Genomic DNA, 15064 nt, shown 5'->3' with positions numbered 1-15064 from the left:
CCAGCACGCGCCGGGGCGCCGCTGACACTGTTTCGTGTGGCACAGCTGGCTGCCCCACCCCAGTCGCTGCTATTTCACATTGTTGACCAGGCAAGCGCCTGCTGCTGAGTGTATGGAGGTCCCAAGATGTCCCAATGGTCACTTTCACAGCTGCTTTCTTCATTGCATGAGGATGTTCAGCTGCGCCTTGCCACTGTCCGGAAGACGTTCAATCACCCAGGGTCCAAGGGGGATGCCAGTGAGAACGTGTGGATCAGCTTGCTGGATACCTACCTACCAAAGCGCTATCAAGCTGCGAAGGCACACGTGGTGGATAGTCAAGGAAATTTCAGCCAGCAGATTGATGTGGTGATTTTCGATCGGCAGTATTCACCGTTTATTTTCACCTACGAGGGTGAAATCATTGTTCCTGCCGAGAGCGTCTATGCGGTGTTCGAAGCCAAGCAGACAGCGAATGCAGAGCTGGTGGCGTACGCCCAGCAGAAGGTGGCAAGCGTTCGACAGTTGCAGCGCACTAGCCTGCCAATCCCGCACGCGGGTGGGGTCTATCCGCCAAAGGCCTTGATGCCAATTCTTGGCGGGCTGCTGACCTTTGAAAGTGACTGGAGTCCAGCGCTTGGGCCCTCCCTGGAAAGGGCACTGACCGCCAATCCCGGCGACGGGCGCTTGGACCTTGGCTGCGTTGCTGCGCATGGTCACTTCTTCTTTGACCATTCCAAGGATCGCTATCTCTTTGTGAATGAGAACAAGCCCGCGACGGCGTTCCTCTTCAAACTCATCGCCCAACTTCAGTTCAGTGGGACCGTACCGATGATTGATGTTGAGGCTTACGGCCAGTGGCTGACGAAGTGATGGCTTGGTCATGGCAGCTGTTGGGCGCGACATGAGGCATGCCTGCCCGGGTACTCCGCGCTGTTTAGCGAGGAAGCTTGCCTGAGGGAGACGCCTCTAGGCTTCACGCGCTTCGTGCCCAGCTCGAGGTGCACCGAGTGAGGTCGCTGCCTTCCGGCCCGGAGCACGGATGTTTCAACTTGGGGCGTCGCGCGATTAGCTTGTGCACAATCAGCGTCAGCGGGCCAGCGCGAGGCTGGCTGAATCTCTAGCGATGCCGCGACTATCCCTTCCTCCGAGTCCGAGTCCGAGCCCCACCTCGACCACGTGGCGGGGCCGACCTAAAGGAAGAGGTTCGCAACCTCCAATGGCCACCTCGACTGCTGCGAGAGCGGCTCGGCCACAATCATCGATAGCCTGCCGGACAAGAGCATTCCAGTCCCCACAGCATTGATTACGCTCGTTTGAACTACGCCGCCGGGCACAGCCGCTCCATTGGCTTTGCCTCAAATTAGAAGCCGTGCATTGGCGCCGCACCAAATTCATGCACTAGCGTTGTGCAATGTCCAACTACACAGCATTGGCGCGCGCGCGATTGTGGTGCAACACCGCATCGATCCATTGATTAATCAATGAGATACAGAATCATAGTTTTGCGCGTGCAACAGCATGAGACTCGCCATGACAGATGAGCAGCAGCTTGCAGAAATTGTAGGGCTTCTCAACGAAATGACGGTCGAGAAGCCGCTTGCTTCACCCGGCGCTTCAGCTACTTGGCCATACGTTGTTGAGCGCGGCCTCTTGATCGCATATGTGGGCGTCCTCGTGATCACTTCCGTTTGTGCAGTTGTGACTGCAGCCAATTCTTTGCAGGAGCCGGCGGAACCCTTCATCAAGCGCGGCTTTTATACAGGCTTCGTGCTTGTCATCGGCTACGTCCTATCCTCGCTTTTCAATGCGGTGATCGCCCATCGTAGAGAGCGCAAAGACTCCATACCTCCAGTACTTCGGAGAATGCGCCGCGACATGATTCAGGATTGGAAAGAAGTGCAGGTGCTTCGGGCCTATCCAAGGCATCTCGCGGAATACGCACTGACACAGTACAGGTGGCATTGGGAGATCCTAGAGCAACGACTTGGCCTTTTTTCGGGTGATCTCCGTCGGCTAGGCCTGGCCCCCGCACTGGCGGCCAGTGCCGTGGCCGCGGCCAATCTAGTTAAGCAAGAAGGAGTCGTGCTGCTATGGGCGCCAATAGCCATGGCTTGCTGCTTCTACATTGTGGCCACTGTGCTGCTTGCATCCCGCGAAAGGCCAAGACAGGTCGTCGAGCTGCTTTCGTTTTTGATCAAGAATTGGGAGTTGGTCACCCCAGCTCCAGCTCCACAAATTGCTGCTGAGCACCCTGATAAGCCATCCGCGTTACGTAACGCCGGGGTCCTGCAAGAATCTATGCATCAATTACACATCAACCAACCCCAGCTCCCCAAGGCGGCACGCCTTCAGTAGCGTCCCGCAGTAACGTCCCTCGCCCGCTCCAGGTTGTGCTCTACCAGAGCCCGGTCCACGCCTTGCCCTTGTGCCCGCGCATCCACCACATAGGCAGCGAAGGCTGTATGCACTCCGAACCAATGGCTTCGAAAGGTCACGGCCTCGAAGCTGCCGGCAAAAGGCAGCGCGTCTCCGGTCGCAATAGCGGCTCTGAAGATCGCCCACATGGCGTCCAAGTCATCCGCGGTGGCGGCTCGAATCTCCATGCGATTCCTCCAGATCCGGCGTGAGAATCAAGTCGGACACTAGCAGAGCCGCGCTGCGGCCCGTGCCTGCTTCACGCGCCACCGCCATCGTTTCGGCAATAGTTGAGGGAATTCCGGCCCTTAGAACAGTACATGCCCCCTACTCCCGCGCGCACTCCACACCGGTTCCGCCGATGGCGCGTCGCTGGCTACTTCCTGCTGGGCGCGTACGTTCTCTACCTGCTGGCCGGCAACATCTTCCTCAACACCCCGCTGTTCGACCAGGTCACCAACCGCAAGCCGCAGAAGTTCGTGATGACCACCGGCCCGGCCATCACGCTGCTGCCTGGCCACGTTATTGCCTGGAACGTGCACATGCGCGGTCACGTGAATCACACCGTCTACGTGCTGCATGCGGAGCGCGCCAGCGCCAGGCTGGCCGTGCTGCCCCTGTTCCGCCGCGAAGTGCGGGTTCCGCGATTGCAGGCCACTGGCGTGTCGGCCGAGATCAGTCGCGTCGAGGACGCCATTCCGTCACCGCCGCGTAGCGACCAAGGCTGGACCCTGCGTTTCGACGCCATCCACAGCGACAGCATCCGCAGTGCCCGGCTCGGCAAGCTGCTGATCATCGGCAAGGGCCAGGGTACGGTCGGGTTCCTCAAGCAGCTGCGCGGCGGCCCGTCCGAACTGTTCGATTCCGAAGTCTCGTTCAGCAAGGGAGACACCAGCTATGACGGCGTGCAGCTGCTGGGCGACATGGATCTGACCGCGCGCTTCAGCTATCCGCGCCACTATCGCGACCAGGCGCCCGGCCTGGCCAAGTTGAAGCTGCTGCATGCGCAACTTGAAGTGGATGCGCGCAGCCAGGGCCTGCGCATGGATACGGACGCGCAGACGCCCCGCATCTCCAGTTCGCCGGTTCCCGGTCGCCTGCAACTGGCGGTCCACCTGTTGGACGGCCAGTTGCAACCTGGTGACCACGCGCTCTGGCAGGTTCCGCTCTACCTCGGCGACGGCGCACCCGATCGCGGCGTGCTGGCCCTGCAGCTCAACGTGGCCAACGACCTGCGCCTGCAGGCCCGCCTGCCGCCACGCCCGGATTCGGCCGCTGGCATCGATGCCGACCTGCACATCACCGGGCGCGAGATTCCCTTCCAGCACCCTGCCCAGCTGCTGGAACGCAGCTCCGGCACTGTGCGCGGCGAATGGACCTTCACCTCGCTCAACTGGATCCCTGCCCTGTTCGTACGCAAACCGTGGCTGCAGCTGGATGGCGGCGGCACCCTGAAAGCAGATCTGCGCCTGCGCAATGGCGAACTGATCGAAGGCAGTACCGTGGACATCCCTTCGGCTGCCGCCGTGGCCGAGGTCGCTGGCGTGCGGCTGGCCGGCACGGCCAGTGCGCATGGCGAGCTGAAGGCCGGCAGCCCCACTCAGGCACAGTTGGCGATCCGGCTGCCCCGCTTCACCGCTCGCCCAAGCGATGCGAAGGATGTACGCCTGTTCGACGGTCGCGACCTGGCCGTGGACCTCACCGGCGATGGCCGCCTGCAGGAACTGCGCAAGGGCGTTCGTGCGCGGTTGCGCTTCAGCCAAGCGACCATCCCGGACCTGGCCGCCTACAACCGCTACCTTGGCTCTCAACAGGTGCGCCTGCTGCGTGGCTCCGGCAGCCTCAGCGGCGACGCCACGCTCGACACCGATGGCCGCGTCGGCCATGGCACCGCGCGGCTGCTAGGTCGCAATGCCAGCGCCAAGGTGGCGGGCCTGGACATGGGCGGCGATGTCGACGTGAACGCGACGCTTCGCCGCGGGGACTTCAGCCAGCGCCATTTCGATCTGTCCGGCACCACCGTGGAGCTGCGCAATGTGCAGGTGGCCGGCACCGATTCCAACAGCGCGTGGAAAGGCCGTGCTGTGTTCAAGCGGGGCCGCATCGACGCGCAGTCCCCGTTCCAGGTGGACGCTACCACCGATCTGACCCTGAGCGATGCACGCCCCTTGCTGGCCGTGTTCGCCAAGCGCACCGACTACCCGCGCTGGACGCTGTCCCTGCTGGATTCCGGCCAGGTCGATGCACAGGCCACGTTGCGCTGGCGCCCGGGTCATCTGCTGATCGACGGACTGCAGGCCGAGAATGATCGCCTGTCGGTTCGTGCGCGGCTGGATCTGCTGGAGCGGCGCAAGCGTGGCGATCTCTACCTCCGCTGGGGGCTGCTGGGCGCGGGCATCGAGCTTGATGGCGAACAGCGCCAGTGGCATCTGGCCAAGGCGCGTGAATGGTTCGATCAGCGCCCTTCGCTGTTGCCGGCTGCCGAAGGTGGAAGCGCCGCAGGTTCTTCAGACTGATCGCCCCGGGCTGCATCCATTTGCCGCTTCCGTTCGTATGAGCGGTAAACGCAGGATGGAGCGGTACGGAATGAAGCGGCGTTCACAGGCTCTGGGTCTTCTGGGATGGGGCGTGGCCACCTTTGCGGCGGCCGCAGTCGGCGCATGGGCATCGGCCTCCGCCGCCAGCTTCTACGCCACCCTCGCCCTGCCTGCCTGGGCACCGCCTGCCAGCGTGTTTGGCCCGGTGTGGAGCCTGCTCTACGCGATGATGGCCATTGCGGCGTGGCTGGTCTGGCGCGAACGCGGCTGGCGCAACGCGCAACCGGCCCTGGTGCTCTATCTGGTGCAGCTGGCCGTCAATGCCCTCTGGAGCTGGCTGTTCTTCGGCTGGAAGCTGGGAGCGCTGGCCTTCGTCGACATCCTGGTACTGATCACGCTGGTCTGCGCAACGATCGTTGCCTTCGCACGCATCCATCGCGGTGCGGCGGTGATGCTGCTGCCTTACCTGGCCTGGATATCGTTTGCCTCGGCGCTGAACTTCGCGGTGTGGCGCGCCAATCCCGGGGTGCTGTGAGCCAGTATCAGTGCTCTCAGGCCTGTGCGACGCGCTGCGGCTTCCATGCACGCAGCAATGCCGGCTTGAACGCCTGCTGGCCACAACCCGTGGGGCATCGCACCACCCGCGCGGCGGTGTGGCTGACCAGTCCCTGCCCCTCTTCCGCCTTGAACACCGTCTCGCAGCACAGGCAGCGCGCAACCAGCGAGTACAGGTGGAGCAGGCGCCCACTGGCCGGATCCTGCAGGGCATCCACATCCAGCAGCTCAAACTGGCAGCTGTCGGCAAGCATGCGGTATGGCGTTGAAGGCAAGGTCTGCAGGTTCACGGGCGTGGTCACTCAGGAATGTGCGTTCACCCTAGGCAAGTCGGTGTCGAGCGCGCGTGCAGCGCACATGTACCTTTCGCGAAACATGCAAGTGCTGTTGGAATGGTCAGATGAAGAATTCAGGTTTGAATGAAACGCTCTTCACGCGAACGTGCTGGTAGGCGAATGCACGATTTTGCTTCACCATCCATGCATGCCGGATGCGACGCTGGGCCTTTCCAGCCATCCACGAATCATGAGTCCCGCCCTTGATGCCTTCTGCTGAGTCCACGCACGACACCGCCCAGTCCCGTTGTGCGCGCGAACCGATTCATACGCCCGGTGCCATCCAGCCATATGGGGTGCTTCTGGTAGTGGAGCCTCAGTCACTGCGGGTGCGTGAGCGCGCCATCAGCCAGCCGGGGTTGCTGAAGCAGTTCGGCGAACCGTTGATGCAGCACGTCAGCGAGGTACTGGGCGGCGTGCTGGCGCCCTTCCAGGCGCTGTTCCAGCAGGCCACGGTGGGCAGCAGCGCCCATGTAGGCGCTGTGCACCTGGACGGCCACGGCCGACATCAGCTGCTGGTGCATCGCTCCGCCACCGATCTGCTGATCGAGCTGGAGGCACCGGTTCCCGGCCAGCCGGGTTCGCTGGAAGAACTGTATCCGTCGATCCGCGAACTGATGACCGGCATCGAATCGGCTACCACCGTGGAAGATCTGTGCCAGCTGGCGGCCGCGCACATGCGCCGGCTGACCGGCTTCGACCGGACCCTGGTCTACCAGTTCGATGCAGGCTGGAACGGCATCGTCGTCGCCGAGGATGGCAACGGCCTGTTGCCGTCCTACCTGGACCTGCGCTTCCCCGAGTCGGACATTCCGGCCCAGGCCCGCGAGCTGTACCGGCGCAACCGGGTGCGACTGATCGCGGACAACAGCTACACCCCTGCCCCGCTGATGCGCAGCGAGGAGCACCGCGACGCGCCGGCCACCGACCTGAGCCTGGCCGTGCTGCGCAGCGTTTCGCCCGTGCACCTGCAGTACATGCGCAACATGGGCACCGGCGCGTCGATGTCGGTGTCGCTCGTGCATGAGGGCCAGCTGTGGGGCCTGGTGTCCTGCCACACGGTGCAGCCGCGCCGCCTGCCCTATCACGTGCGCACCGCCTGTGAATTCATGGGCCAGATCCTGTCGCTGCAAATCGCGCTGAAGGAGCGTGCACGCGCCATCGAAGAACGCGTGGCGCGCCGCTCGGTGCTGGTCAAGCTGCTGGCACGCATGGCCGGCGACGAGGATTTCATGGCTGCGCTGCGCCACGATGAAGCCAGCCTGCTGTCGCTGACCGGTGCCGCAGGCGCCGCCATTGTGCACAAGGGCGACTGCATGCGTGTGGGCCAGTGCCCGCCCGCGACCGACGTGCTGGCCCTGGCCGATTGGCTGGCCGCACAGCAGGCCGGGCAGGAAACGTACTGCAGTGACCATCTGGCAGCCGACTGGGCGCCCGGCGCGCGCCTGTCCGACGTGGCGAGCGGCGTACTGGCGGTGTCCATTTCGCAGCTGCACGACAGCTATCTGATGTGGTTCCGCCCGGAAGTGGTGCACACCGTGCGCTGGGGGGGCGACCCACGCAAAGCGGCGGCGCCCGGCGTGGCACTGTCCCCGCGCAGTTCATTCGAAGCATGGAAAGAGACCGTGCAGCAGCGCAGCCTGCCGTGGAATGACGCCGACCGCGATGCCGCGCACGAGATGCGCACGGCCATCGTCGACATCGTGCTGCGCAAGGCCGAGGAAATGGCTGAGCTCAACGAGCAGCTGGTCCGCAGCAACAAGGAACTCGAAGCGTTTTCCTACTCCGTAAGCCATGACCTGCGCGCGCCATTCCGCCATATCGTCGGTTACTCGGAACTGCTGGGCAGCTCGGCCGGCGAACGCCTCAACGATACCGAGCGCCGCTTCCTGGATACGATCGTGGAGTCGGCCAAATCTGCCGGAACGTTGGTGGACGACCTGCTGAGCTTTTCGCAGATGGGCCGCTCTACGCTGGGCCGGGCGCGGCTGGATATGGCCGCGCTGGCCGAGGATGTGCGCCGGAGCCTGGTCCTGGACTACAGCGGCCGCGACGTGCAGTGGACGCTTGCGCCGTTGCCGGAGGTCGAAGCCGACCCGACGATGCTGCGCCTGGTCTGGCAGAACCTGCTGGCCAACGCGATCAAGTTCACCCGCGAGCGCGAGCAGGCGGTCATCGAGGTCGGTCACCAGCGAAACGACGACGAAGACCACTTCTTCGTGCGCGACAACGGCTGTGGCTTCGACATGCGCTACGTGGACAAGCTGTTCGGCGTATTCCAGCGCCTGCACCACGTCGAGGAATTCGAAGGCACCGGCATTGGCCTGGCCAACGTGCGCCGCATCGTCGGCCGCCACGGCGGCAGGACCTGGGCCGAGGGCGAACCTGGCAAGGGCGCCACGATCCACTTCACCCTACCCCGTTCCACAGGAGATCACCCATGAGGGACCTGCGGCCGATCCTCTTGGTAGAGGACAGCCCCAAGGATGCAGAGCTGACGCTGGCGGCGCTGTCGCGTTGCCAGTTGCTGAACGATGTCATCCATGTACGTGACGGCGCCGAAGCGCTGGATTACCTGCGCTGCGAAGGCAAGTTCGCCGGCGCCATGCACGGCGGCCCGGTGGTGGTGCTGCTGGACCTGAAGCTGCCCAAGGTGAACGGCCTGGAAGTGCTGGAACAGGTGCGTGGTGACGCACAGCTGAGCAGCACCCCGGTGGTGATGCTGACCTCTTCGCGCGAAGAACAGGATCTCGTGCGCAGTTACGAACTGGGCGTGAACGCATTCGTGGTCAAGCCAGTGGACTTCAAGGAGTTCTTCGACGCCATCCAAGGGCTGGGCATGTTCTGGGGCATCACCAACCAGCCCCCGCCGCATCGGCCCAACGGCTCGGGGCAGCACAATGCGTGATGGATCGCGCCGCAGCGAGCGCCTGCGCATCCTCATGCTGGAGGACAGCGCGCTTGATGCGGAGCTGATCAGCGCACAGCTGCAGCGTGCCGGCCTCGATTTCGAGGCCGAGCGCCTGTGGACCCGCAATGCCTTCATCGAGGCAATTGAGAATCGCGCCTTCGATGTGATCCTGGCCGATCATGTGCTGCCCGGATTCGACGGCGACGCTGCACTGGCGCTGGCGCGCGAGCGGATTCCGCAGACGCCCTTCATCTTCGTCTCCGGCACGCTTACCGAGGAGTTGGCCGTGCAGGCGCTGACCCGCGGCGCGCGCGACTACGTGGTCAAGCAGCGCCTGCAGCGCCTGCCGGATGCGATCCGTCGTGCGCGGCAGGAGGCCCATGAACGCACCCAGCTTGTGCAGGCGCAGGCCGCACTGAACGACAGCCAGGCGCAGTTGCAGCAGGTAACCAATGCCGTCCCTGCGCTGATCGCCCAGCTCGACACGGCGCATCGCTACCGCTTCGCGAACAAGGCGTTCCTGGACTGGCACGGCGTCAGCCTGGCCGAACTGCTGGGTCGCGCGGCACGGGATGTCAGCGGCATTTCCGCCTTCGAGCACGCCCTGCCCAGCCTGGAGCGGGTACTGCAGGGCGAGCGCACCAGCTTCCAGGTCGAACTGGTCCACCGCAGCGGCGAATCACGATTCGTGCAGATGGACTGCGTACCGGAACATGCGGCCGATGGCAGCGTGGTCGGCTACATCTGCATGGGCAGCGATGTTTCACTGTTGAAGCAGGCCGAACTGGCGCTGCGCGAGGACAACCAGGTTCTCGAGCGACAGGTGCAGGCACGCACCGCCGAGTTGCGGGCCAGCAAGCGGCGCCTGCAGGCGATCTTCGAATCCAGCTTCCAGCATCAGGTGCTGCTGGATCTGTCCGGACGCGTGGTTGATGCCAATGACGCGTCACTGGCCGCGGTGCTTGCGGACAAGAAGGACACTGTTGGCGCGCGCTTCGGCGAATCGCTCTGGTTTGCCACAACCGATGGCATCAGTGCGCTGATCGACCAGGCCGTCGCCGCAGCCGTACAGGGCCGCAGTTCGCTGCATGCACTGGAACTGGAACTCCCGACCGGGCGGCGCAGCTTCGACTTCTCGTTCCGCCCGCTGCTGGATACCGAAGGCGTGGTCACCGCCGTGGTCTCCGAGGCGGTGGAAACCACCGCGCGGCTACAAGCAGAACACGCGCTGCGCCAGTCACAGAAGATCGAGGCGGTCGGCCAGCTCACCGGCGGCATCGCCCATGATTTCAACAACATCCTGACGGTCATCTCCGGCAACGTCGAGCACGCCATGCTGCTCAACGAACGCGCCGGAGAACCCGGGGCAATGGTCAGCCGTGCACTGGACAATGCACTGAAAGGCGTCGGCCGTGCCGCCAGCCTGACCCAGCGCCTGCTGGCGTTTGCCCGTCGCCAGCCGCTGCACAGCCAGGCCGCCAACCTCAACGAACGCCTGCTGGACATGCACGACATGCTGCAGCGTGCACTGGGTGAGCTGGTGCAGCTGGAGATCCGCAACGCCGAGGACATCTGGTGCGTGGAGATCGACATCAGCCAGCTGGAGGCCTCCGTACTGAACCTGGCGGTCAATGCCCGCGATGCGATGCCGCATGGCGGCCGGCTGGTGATCGAAGTCGACAACAGCCACCTCGACCACGACTACGCCGCCCTGTTTCCCGATGCAACGCCAGGCGAGTACGTGATGTTGCGGGTGCGCGACAATGGCCACGGCATGGACGCAGCGACCCTGGCGCGCGTGTTCGAGCCGTTCTTCACCACCAAGCAGGTTGGCCGCGGCACCGGGCTTGGCCTGTCCATGGTGCATGGCTTCGTCAAGCAGTCCGGTGGCCACGTGCTGATCGACTCGGTGGAAGGCGGCGGTACCAGCATCACCATGATGTTCCCGCGCTCTCCGCTGTCCCTGCCCTGCGAAGCACGCACCCCACAGACCGGCCTGGCGGGTTACTCACCGCGCGAGGAAACCATTCTGGTGGCCGAGGACAATGACGATGTCCGCGCCCACACGGTGGATGCGCTGCGGCTGCTCGGCTACCGCGTGCTGGAAGCCCACGACGGACCCTCCGCACTGCGGCTGCTGGAACGCCCCGACACCAAGGTGGATCTGCTGTTCTCGGACGTGGTGATGCCCGGCATGTCGGGCTGGGAACTGGTGCACGAAGTACGTGAACGCTGGCCGGAAGTCGCCGTCCTGTTCACGTCGGGCTATCCACGCGACCACGACCAGGTGGGCAGCCAGGGACGCGCCGTTTCATTGCTGCCAAAGCCGTTTACCCGCAGTGATCTTGCAGCGGCGGTGCGCACCGCGCTGGAGGCGACGCCGCACTGAGGTCAGGACGCCGGATCGCGCATGCCAGCGGCGATCCGGTTGATGTCCGCGCACTCCACCGTGGCCGGCGGATGCTCCCTGGCGGCCAGCGCAATCATCGCCTGGCCCAGGGCCAGATTGCTGGTCATCAACGAAGGCGCAACCGCACCGGCCAGCTTCATCAACGGCGCGCCGCCCCAGTACAAGGGCTTCAACAGGGCATGACGGGTGCCGGTTCCCGCGACCGGCCTGACGCCACCCGGGCGCAGCATCACCGAGCGCACCGGCAGAGCCTGCAAAGCAACTTCGGTCTCGCCCTTGACCCTCAGCGGCATCAGCCGGCTCTGAGGGTCTGCACCCGCACCGGATACATACAGAAAGCATCCCCCGGGATTCGCGGCCGCCCAGGCACGGGCCACCGCCAGCGTGGTGTCCACGGTAACGCGTCGGTACTCGGCCTCGGCGGTGCCGACCGGTGGCGCACCGGCGCAGTAGAGGCATGCATCGAACCCGGCGAGCTCCTCCACCCGCTCCTGGATACGCAGAAAGTCCGGGACAATCAGTTCGCTGCCGGTGCCGCTCAGACTGCCGGGGTGACGGACCAGCGCGGTCAGGCGGGAGACCTGTTGTGAGCGCTGGCAGGCCAGCACCACACCCTGCCCGACCAGGCCTGCGGCACCGGTCAACAGAATCCGCAATGCACCCGTCCCGACCATCATCGCACCCGCCTCAGAGTTTCACGAAACGCTGGATCTTCCGCGCCAGCCAACCGCTGAACACCAACGGCGCATCCAACGCAGACACGCAGATGCACGGCACACCCGGCGCGGTCACCGGCTGGTGCTCCACCTCCTCGTCCAGATCCGCAACGTCACCCGGCGCGAACAGCCCCAGCGCGTCGTTGTAGGAACCGCGCAGGATCTGGGTCAGCTCGCTGCGGCCATGGCTGTGCATAGGCAGGCACTTGCCGGGGGCGATCTTCAGCATGATCAGCGAGGGCATCTGCTCGGCCCGGATGCAGTGCACCCCCGGCGCCATCCAACGCCAGCGCAGGTCACCCAGCGAGGTGCCAAAGTAGGGATGCAGTGACGCCGGCAGATGATCGGGATCAGCCTCGGGCCGATCCTTCGGCATAGGGCGCAGGGATTCCGCCATGGCCATCGGCGTTTCCGTGGCCAGCTGCATCAGCATGGCCTCGCGCAACTGTTCGCGCCGCGTGTCGGTTGCAGGCGGCTGGGTCTGCTCCAGCAGCACCGAACCGATCGCCTCAGCATCGCGCAGGCGCTGACGGCAATGCGGGCACTGCTCCAGATGGGCACCGGCCACGATGCTCAACGGCGACGACAGCGCACCCGCGGCATAGCTCATCAGCGTGGATTCGTGCAGGTGGTGGTGCGGATTCACAGCACACCTCCCACTTTCGCCTGCAGTTGCAGGAAGGCACGGCGCAGGTGCGATTTGACCGTCCCCAGCGGCATGCCCAGCGCTTCGGCGATCTCGCTGTGACTCTTGGCCTCGAAATAGGACATCCGCACCAGCCGCGCCTGCACCGCAGGCAGCTCGTTGATGCGCTGGCGCAGACGCGCCTGGTCGGCGAACTGTTCGGCGCTGCTGCGCTCGATCACATCCAGCGTCGCCGCGTCCTCCACCGCTGCCTGCACCTGCATCCAGCTGCGCTCGCGGCGCACTCGATCGATATGCAGGTTGCGGGCGATGCGATACAGCCACGTACTCAGCGCCCCCTGTGCCGGATCGAAATCGGCGGCCCGCAGCCATAGGCGCAACAGGCATTCCTGCGCCAGCTCCTCGGCTACGGCATCGGGTGCGCCCAGGCCGCGCAGGTACACGCACAGCCGCGGCATGAAGTAGTCGTAGATCCGCATGAAACACTCGCGGTCGCGCAGCCGCGCCACGCCGTCCATGTCACCGGCCCAGTTCGTCGGCTCGCTGCTCGGCTGCTGGTAACTGGACACGGTACGTGCGGTATCGAAGTTGAGGAGTGTGCTGGCGGCGTCAGGGTACATCTGCGTTCGCGGCGGGCGGGTGAAGGTCTGTCCTCTGTACGTGCAGGGGCAGCCATTGGATGCAGTCGGCACTGCGCATCCAACCGGGCGCCCCCGCCGTATGACCTGAGAGACCTACCCTTCCGGATGAACACCATGCGCACTGCCTGGCTGCTGCTGTGCCTGCCCCATGCCGCGCTGGCGGCACCCTGGCTGCGAAGTGAGGGTGTGGCCACCTCCGCGCAGGGCGACATCCTCTACCGTGAAGTGCACTGGCGGCGCGAGGCAACGGAGGGTGCCGAACGCTGGGTGCTGTACCAGTGCCCGGATGGCCAGCCCTTCGCCCGCAAGCATCTGCCCGCCAGCGCCCGCCCGCAGGCACGGGGCTATTCGCTGCAGGACCGCCGCAGCGGCCAGACCGCCGAAGTCGACGCCACTGGCGACTCGGTGTCGATTGCCTGGAAGGAAGATGCCGCCAGCCAGCCGCGTCAGCGCCGGCTTGAACTGCCGCCGGACGCGGTGATCGATGCAGGGTTCGACGCTGCGGTGCGCCTGCACTGGCCGGCGCTGCTGCGCGGCGAACTCATCAGTCTGCCCTTCCTGGTGCCTGGGCGGCAGCGCTACTTCCCGGTGCAGGTGCGGCGCATCGGTCCGGTACGTTGGCAGGGTATTGATGGGCAGTCGATCGACGTCAGTCTGGACACCTGGTACGGCGGCATCGCCCCGCGTCTGTCACTCGTCTATGCCAGCACCGACCGCCGCCTGCTGGAATTCCGCGGTACCAGCAACCTGCGCGATGCAAGCGGCACTTATCCGCAGGTGACGGTGCGCTTCAGCTCGCCTGCTGCCGAGCAGACTGCCGCGGAATGGCAGCAGGCCTGGACGCATCCTCTGATCGACCGCTGCGCCGTGACGCCCAGGTGAAGTCGAGATTCTTCGCGTCGCAGCGCATCCATTGCACGCGCTGCTGCGTACAGGTAGACACGACACCCGCCGAGATCCCCCAATGGCCTCTGTAGCGCCCCTCCCCCGTCGACGCTCGCGCCTGCTGCGTACGCTGCAGCGCTGGATCGACACCGGCAACGTCGCAGAGACCACCGGCGAACAGCCCGGCCGCATCGACTGGTTGCGCGCCGTGCCATTCGCACTGATGCACCTGGCCTGCATCGCTGTGCTCTGGGTCGGAATCTCATGGACAGCGGTGATCGTCGCCGCAGTGCTCTATGCGGTGCGCATGTTTGCCATCACGGCGTTCTATCACCGCTATTTCTCGCACCGGACCTTCCAGGCATCGCGGCCGGTGCAGTTCGTGTTCGCTGTCATCGGCGCCTCCAGCGTGCAGCGTGGGCCGCTTTGGTGGGCCGCCCATCATCGCCATCACCATCGGCATGCCGACCAGCCGCTGGATCCGCACTCGCCACGCGAGGGCGGCTTCTGGCGCAGCCACATGGGTTGGTTCCTGACCCGCGAGGCGTTCGCCACCGATCTGTCACGGGTACCGGACCTGGCGCGCTTCCCCGAACTGCGCTGGCTGGACCGTTTCGATACGGCCGTACCGGTACTGCTGGCCGCAGCGCTGTATGCATTGGGCGCCGGGTTGGAGCGCTGGGCACCGGGCCTGCACACCTCCGGCCCACAGCTGCTGGTGTGGGGCTTCTTCGTCTCCACCATCGTGCTGTTCCATGCCACGGTCACCATCAATTCGCTGGCGCATCGATTCGGCCGCCGCCGCTTCGACACACGCGATGACAGCCGCAACAACCTCTGGCTGGCGCTGCTCACCTTCGGCGAAGGCTGGCATAACAACCACCACTTCTTCCCCGGCACTGTCCGCCAGGGCTTCCGCTGGTGGGAAGTGGATTTGACCTGGTACGGACTGCGCGCGATGGCGGCCCTGGGCCTGGTCAAAGGTCTCAAGCCCATCCCCGAGTGGGTCCTGGCCAAGGCGAGGTACTGAC

Annotated in this window: 14 protein-coding genes; 9 read left to right on the top strand and 5 right to left on the bottom strand. The window is 64.9% G+C overall.

What is annotated here, in order from left to right; translation table 11 throughout:
- The first annotated feature begins 126 nt into the window (after positions 1 to 126).
- Together ACZK2R_RS10465 and ACZK2R_RS10460 are read left to right on the top strand one after the other, a co-directional pair.
- Positions 127 to 852 (top strand): DUF6602 domain-containing protein, encoded by a 726-nt coding sequence (locus tag ACZK2R_RS10465; RefSeq protein WP_026070607.1) that lies wholly within the window; start codon positions 127 to 129, stop codon positions 850 to 852.
- Positions 853 to 1512: 660 nt separating this feature from the next.
- A complete protein-coding gene (locus ACZK2R_RS10460) occupies positions 1513 to 2337 on the top strand; it encodes a hypothetical protein (protein ID WP_180837719.1) in 825 nt (274 codons plus the stop codon).
- On the opposite strand, the gene ACZK2R_RS10455 is transcribed toward ACZK2R_RS10460, so the two are convergent.
- A complete protein-coding gene (locus ACZK2R_RS10455) occupies positions 2331 to 2585 on the bottom strand; it encodes a GNAT family N-acetyltransferase (protein ID WP_258015775.1) in 255 nt (84 codons plus the stop codon). The genes ACZK2R_RS10460 and ACZK2R_RS10455 overlap by 7 nt on opposite strands.
- 132 nt (positions 2586 to 2717) lie before the next feature.
- On the opposite strand from ACZK2R_RS10455, the gene ACZK2R_RS10450 reads away from it, so the two are divergent.
- Both ACZK2R_RS10450 and ACZK2R_RS10445 read left to right on the top strand, forming a co-directional pair.
- Positions 2718 to 4913: an AsmA family protein gene (locus tag ACZK2R_RS10450; RefSeq protein WP_180837720.1), complete on the top strand. Its 2196-nt coding sequence runs from the start codon at positions 2718 to 2720 to the stop codon at positions 4911 to 4913.
- A 70-nt stretch (positions 4914 to 4983) separates the two neighbouring features.
- Entirely contained in the window at positions 4984 to 5469 is a 486-nt protein-coding gene (locus ACZK2R_RS10445; RefSeq protein WP_125894049.1) for a TspO/MBR family protein, read from the top strand.
- Between the two features lie 16 nt (positions 5470 to 5485).
- On the opposite strand, the gene ACZK2R_RS10440 is transcribed toward ACZK2R_RS10445, so the two are convergent.
- Positions 5486 to 5779, bottom strand: a complete 294-nt coding sequence (locus ACZK2R_RS10440) for a hypothetical protein (protein ID WP_125894047.1) — start codon at positions 5777 to 5779, stop codon at positions 5486 to 5488.
- 251 nt (positions 5780 to 6030) lie between these two features.
- Between ACZK2R_RS10440 and ACZK2R_RS10435 the strand changes: the two genes are divergently transcribed.
- From ACZK2R_RS10435 to ACZK2R_RS10425, 3 genes are read left to right on the top strand one after another with little or no spacing between them, the layout of a single operon-like run.
- A complete protein-coding gene (locus ACZK2R_RS10435; protein ID WP_125894045.1) occupies positions 6031 to 8268 on the top strand; it encodes an ATP-binding protein in 2238 nt (745 codons plus the stop codon).
- On the top strand, positions 8265 to 8732 hold the full coding sequence (locus ACZK2R_RS10430; RefSeq protein WP_125894043.1) for a response regulator: 468 nt from the start codon (positions 8265 to 8267) through the stop codon (positions 8730 to 8732). Before ACZK2R_RS10435 ends, ACZK2R_RS10430 begins: the two co-directional genes overlap by 4 nt.
- Complete coding sequence (locus tag ACZK2R_RS10425; RefSeq protein WP_125894041.1) at positions 8725 to 11124, top strand: response regulator; 2400 nt, start codon at positions 8725 to 8727, stop codon at positions 11122 to 11124. Before ACZK2R_RS10430 ends, ACZK2R_RS10425 begins: the two co-directional genes overlap by 8 nt.
- A 2-nt stretch (positions 11125 to 11126) precedes the next feature.
- Here the strand turns inward: ACZK2R_RS10425 and ACZK2R_RS10420 are convergent, their stop codons facing one another.
- Genes ACZK2R_RS10420 through ACZK2R_RS10410 form a run of 3 tightly spaced genes read right to left on the bottom strand, consistent with a single transcriptional unit; the run spans position 11127 to position 13127 of the window.
- Positions 11127 to 11819 (bottom strand): Rossmann-fold NAD(P)-binding domain-containing protein, encoded by a 693-nt coding sequence (locus tag ACZK2R_RS10420; protein ID WP_125894068.1) that lies wholly within the window; start codon positions 11817 to 11819, stop codon positions 11127 to 11129.
- A gap of 13 nt (positions 11820 to 11832) precedes the next feature.
- Positions 11833 to 12507 (bottom strand): ChrR family anti-sigma-E factor, encoded by a 675-nt coding sequence (locus tag ACZK2R_RS10415; RefSeq protein ID WP_125894039.1) that lies wholly within the window; start codon positions 12505 to 12507, stop codon positions 11833 to 11835.
- A complete protein-coding gene (locus ACZK2R_RS10410; protein ID WP_125894037.1) occupies positions 12504 to 13127 on the bottom strand; it encodes a sigma-70 family RNA polymerase sigma factor in 624 nt (207 codons plus the stop codon). Before ACZK2R_RS10410 ends, ACZK2R_RS10415 begins: the two co-directional genes overlap by 4 nt.
- A 135-nt stretch (positions 13128 to 13262) precedes the next feature.
- Here ACZK2R_RS10410 and ACZK2R_RS10405 point away from each other — a divergent pair, with 135 nt between their 5' ends.
- Together ACZK2R_RS10405 and ACZK2R_RS10400 are read left to right on the top strand one after the other, a co-directional pair.
- A complete protein-coding gene (locus tag ACZK2R_RS10405; RefSeq protein WP_125894035.1) occupies positions 13263 to 14030 on the top strand; it encodes a hypothetical protein in 768 nt (255 codons plus the stop codon).
- 82 nt (positions 14031 to 14112) lie between these two features.
- Complete coding sequence (locus tag ACZK2R_RS10400) at positions 14113 to 15063, top strand: acyl-CoA desaturase (RefSeq protein WP_125894033.1); 951 nt, start codon at positions 14113 to 14115, stop codon at positions 15061 to 15063.
- Position 15064: the final 1 nt, after the last annotated feature.

It is taken from the genome of Stenotrophomonas sp. 96582_Sma (genome assembly GCF_056480905.1).
This window is presented reverse-complemented; position numbering and strand designations above follow the sequence as displayed.

Excerpts from the sequence above, each read along its gene's own strand:
- ACZK2R_RS10430 (WP_125894043.1), top strand. The coding sequence starts at position 8,265 with ATGAGGGACCTGCGGCCGATCCTCTTGGTAGAGGACAGCCCCAAGGAT.
- ACZK2R_RS10450 (WP_180837720.1), top strand. The coding sequence starts at position 2,718 with ATGCCCCCTACTCCCGCGCGCACTCCACACCGGTTCCGCCGATGGCGC.
- ACZK2R_RS10445 (WP_125894049.1), top strand. The coding sequence starts at position 4,984 with ATGAAGCGGCGTTCACAGGCTCTGGGTCTTCTGGGATGGGGCGTGGCC.
- ACZK2R_RS10405 (WP_125894035.1), top strand. The coding sequence starts at position 13,263 with ATGCGCACTGCCTGGCTGCTGCTGTGCCTGCCCCATGCCGCGCTGGCG.
- ACZK2R_RS10410 (WP_125894037.1), bottom strand. The coding sequence starts at position 13,127 with ATGTACCCTGACGCCGCCAGCACACTCCTCAACTTCGATACCGCACGT.
- ACZK2R_RS10460 (WP_180837719.1), top strand. The coding sequence starts at position 1,513 with ATGACAGATGAGCAGCAGCTTGCAGAAATTGTAGGGCTTCTCAACGAA.
- ACZK2R_RS10455 (WP_258015775.1), bottom strand. The coding sequence starts at position 2,585 with ATGGAGATTCGAGCCGCCACCGCGGATGACTTGGACGCCATGTGGGCG.
- ACZK2R_RS10435 (WP_125894045.1), top strand. The coding sequence starts at position 6,031 with ATGCCTTCTGCTGAGTCCACGCACGACACCGCCCAGTCCCGTTGTGCG.
- ACZK2R_RS10400 (WP_125894033.1), top strand. The coding sequence starts at position 14,113 with ATGGCCTCTGTAGCGCCCCTCCCCCGTCGACGCTCGCGCCTGCTGCGT.
- ACZK2R_RS10425 (WP_125894041.1), top strand. The coding sequence starts at position 8,725 with ATGCGTGATGGATCGCGCCGCAGCGAGCGCCTGCGCATCCTCATGCTG.
- ACZK2R_RS10420 (WP_125894068.1), bottom strand. The coding sequence starts at position 11,819 with ATGGTCGGGACGGGTGCATTGCGGATTCTGTTGACCGGTGCCGCAGGC.
- ACZK2R_RS10465 (WP_026070607.1), top strand. The coding sequence starts at position 127 with ATGTCCCAATGGTCACTTTCACAGCTGCTTTCTTCATTGCATGAGGAT.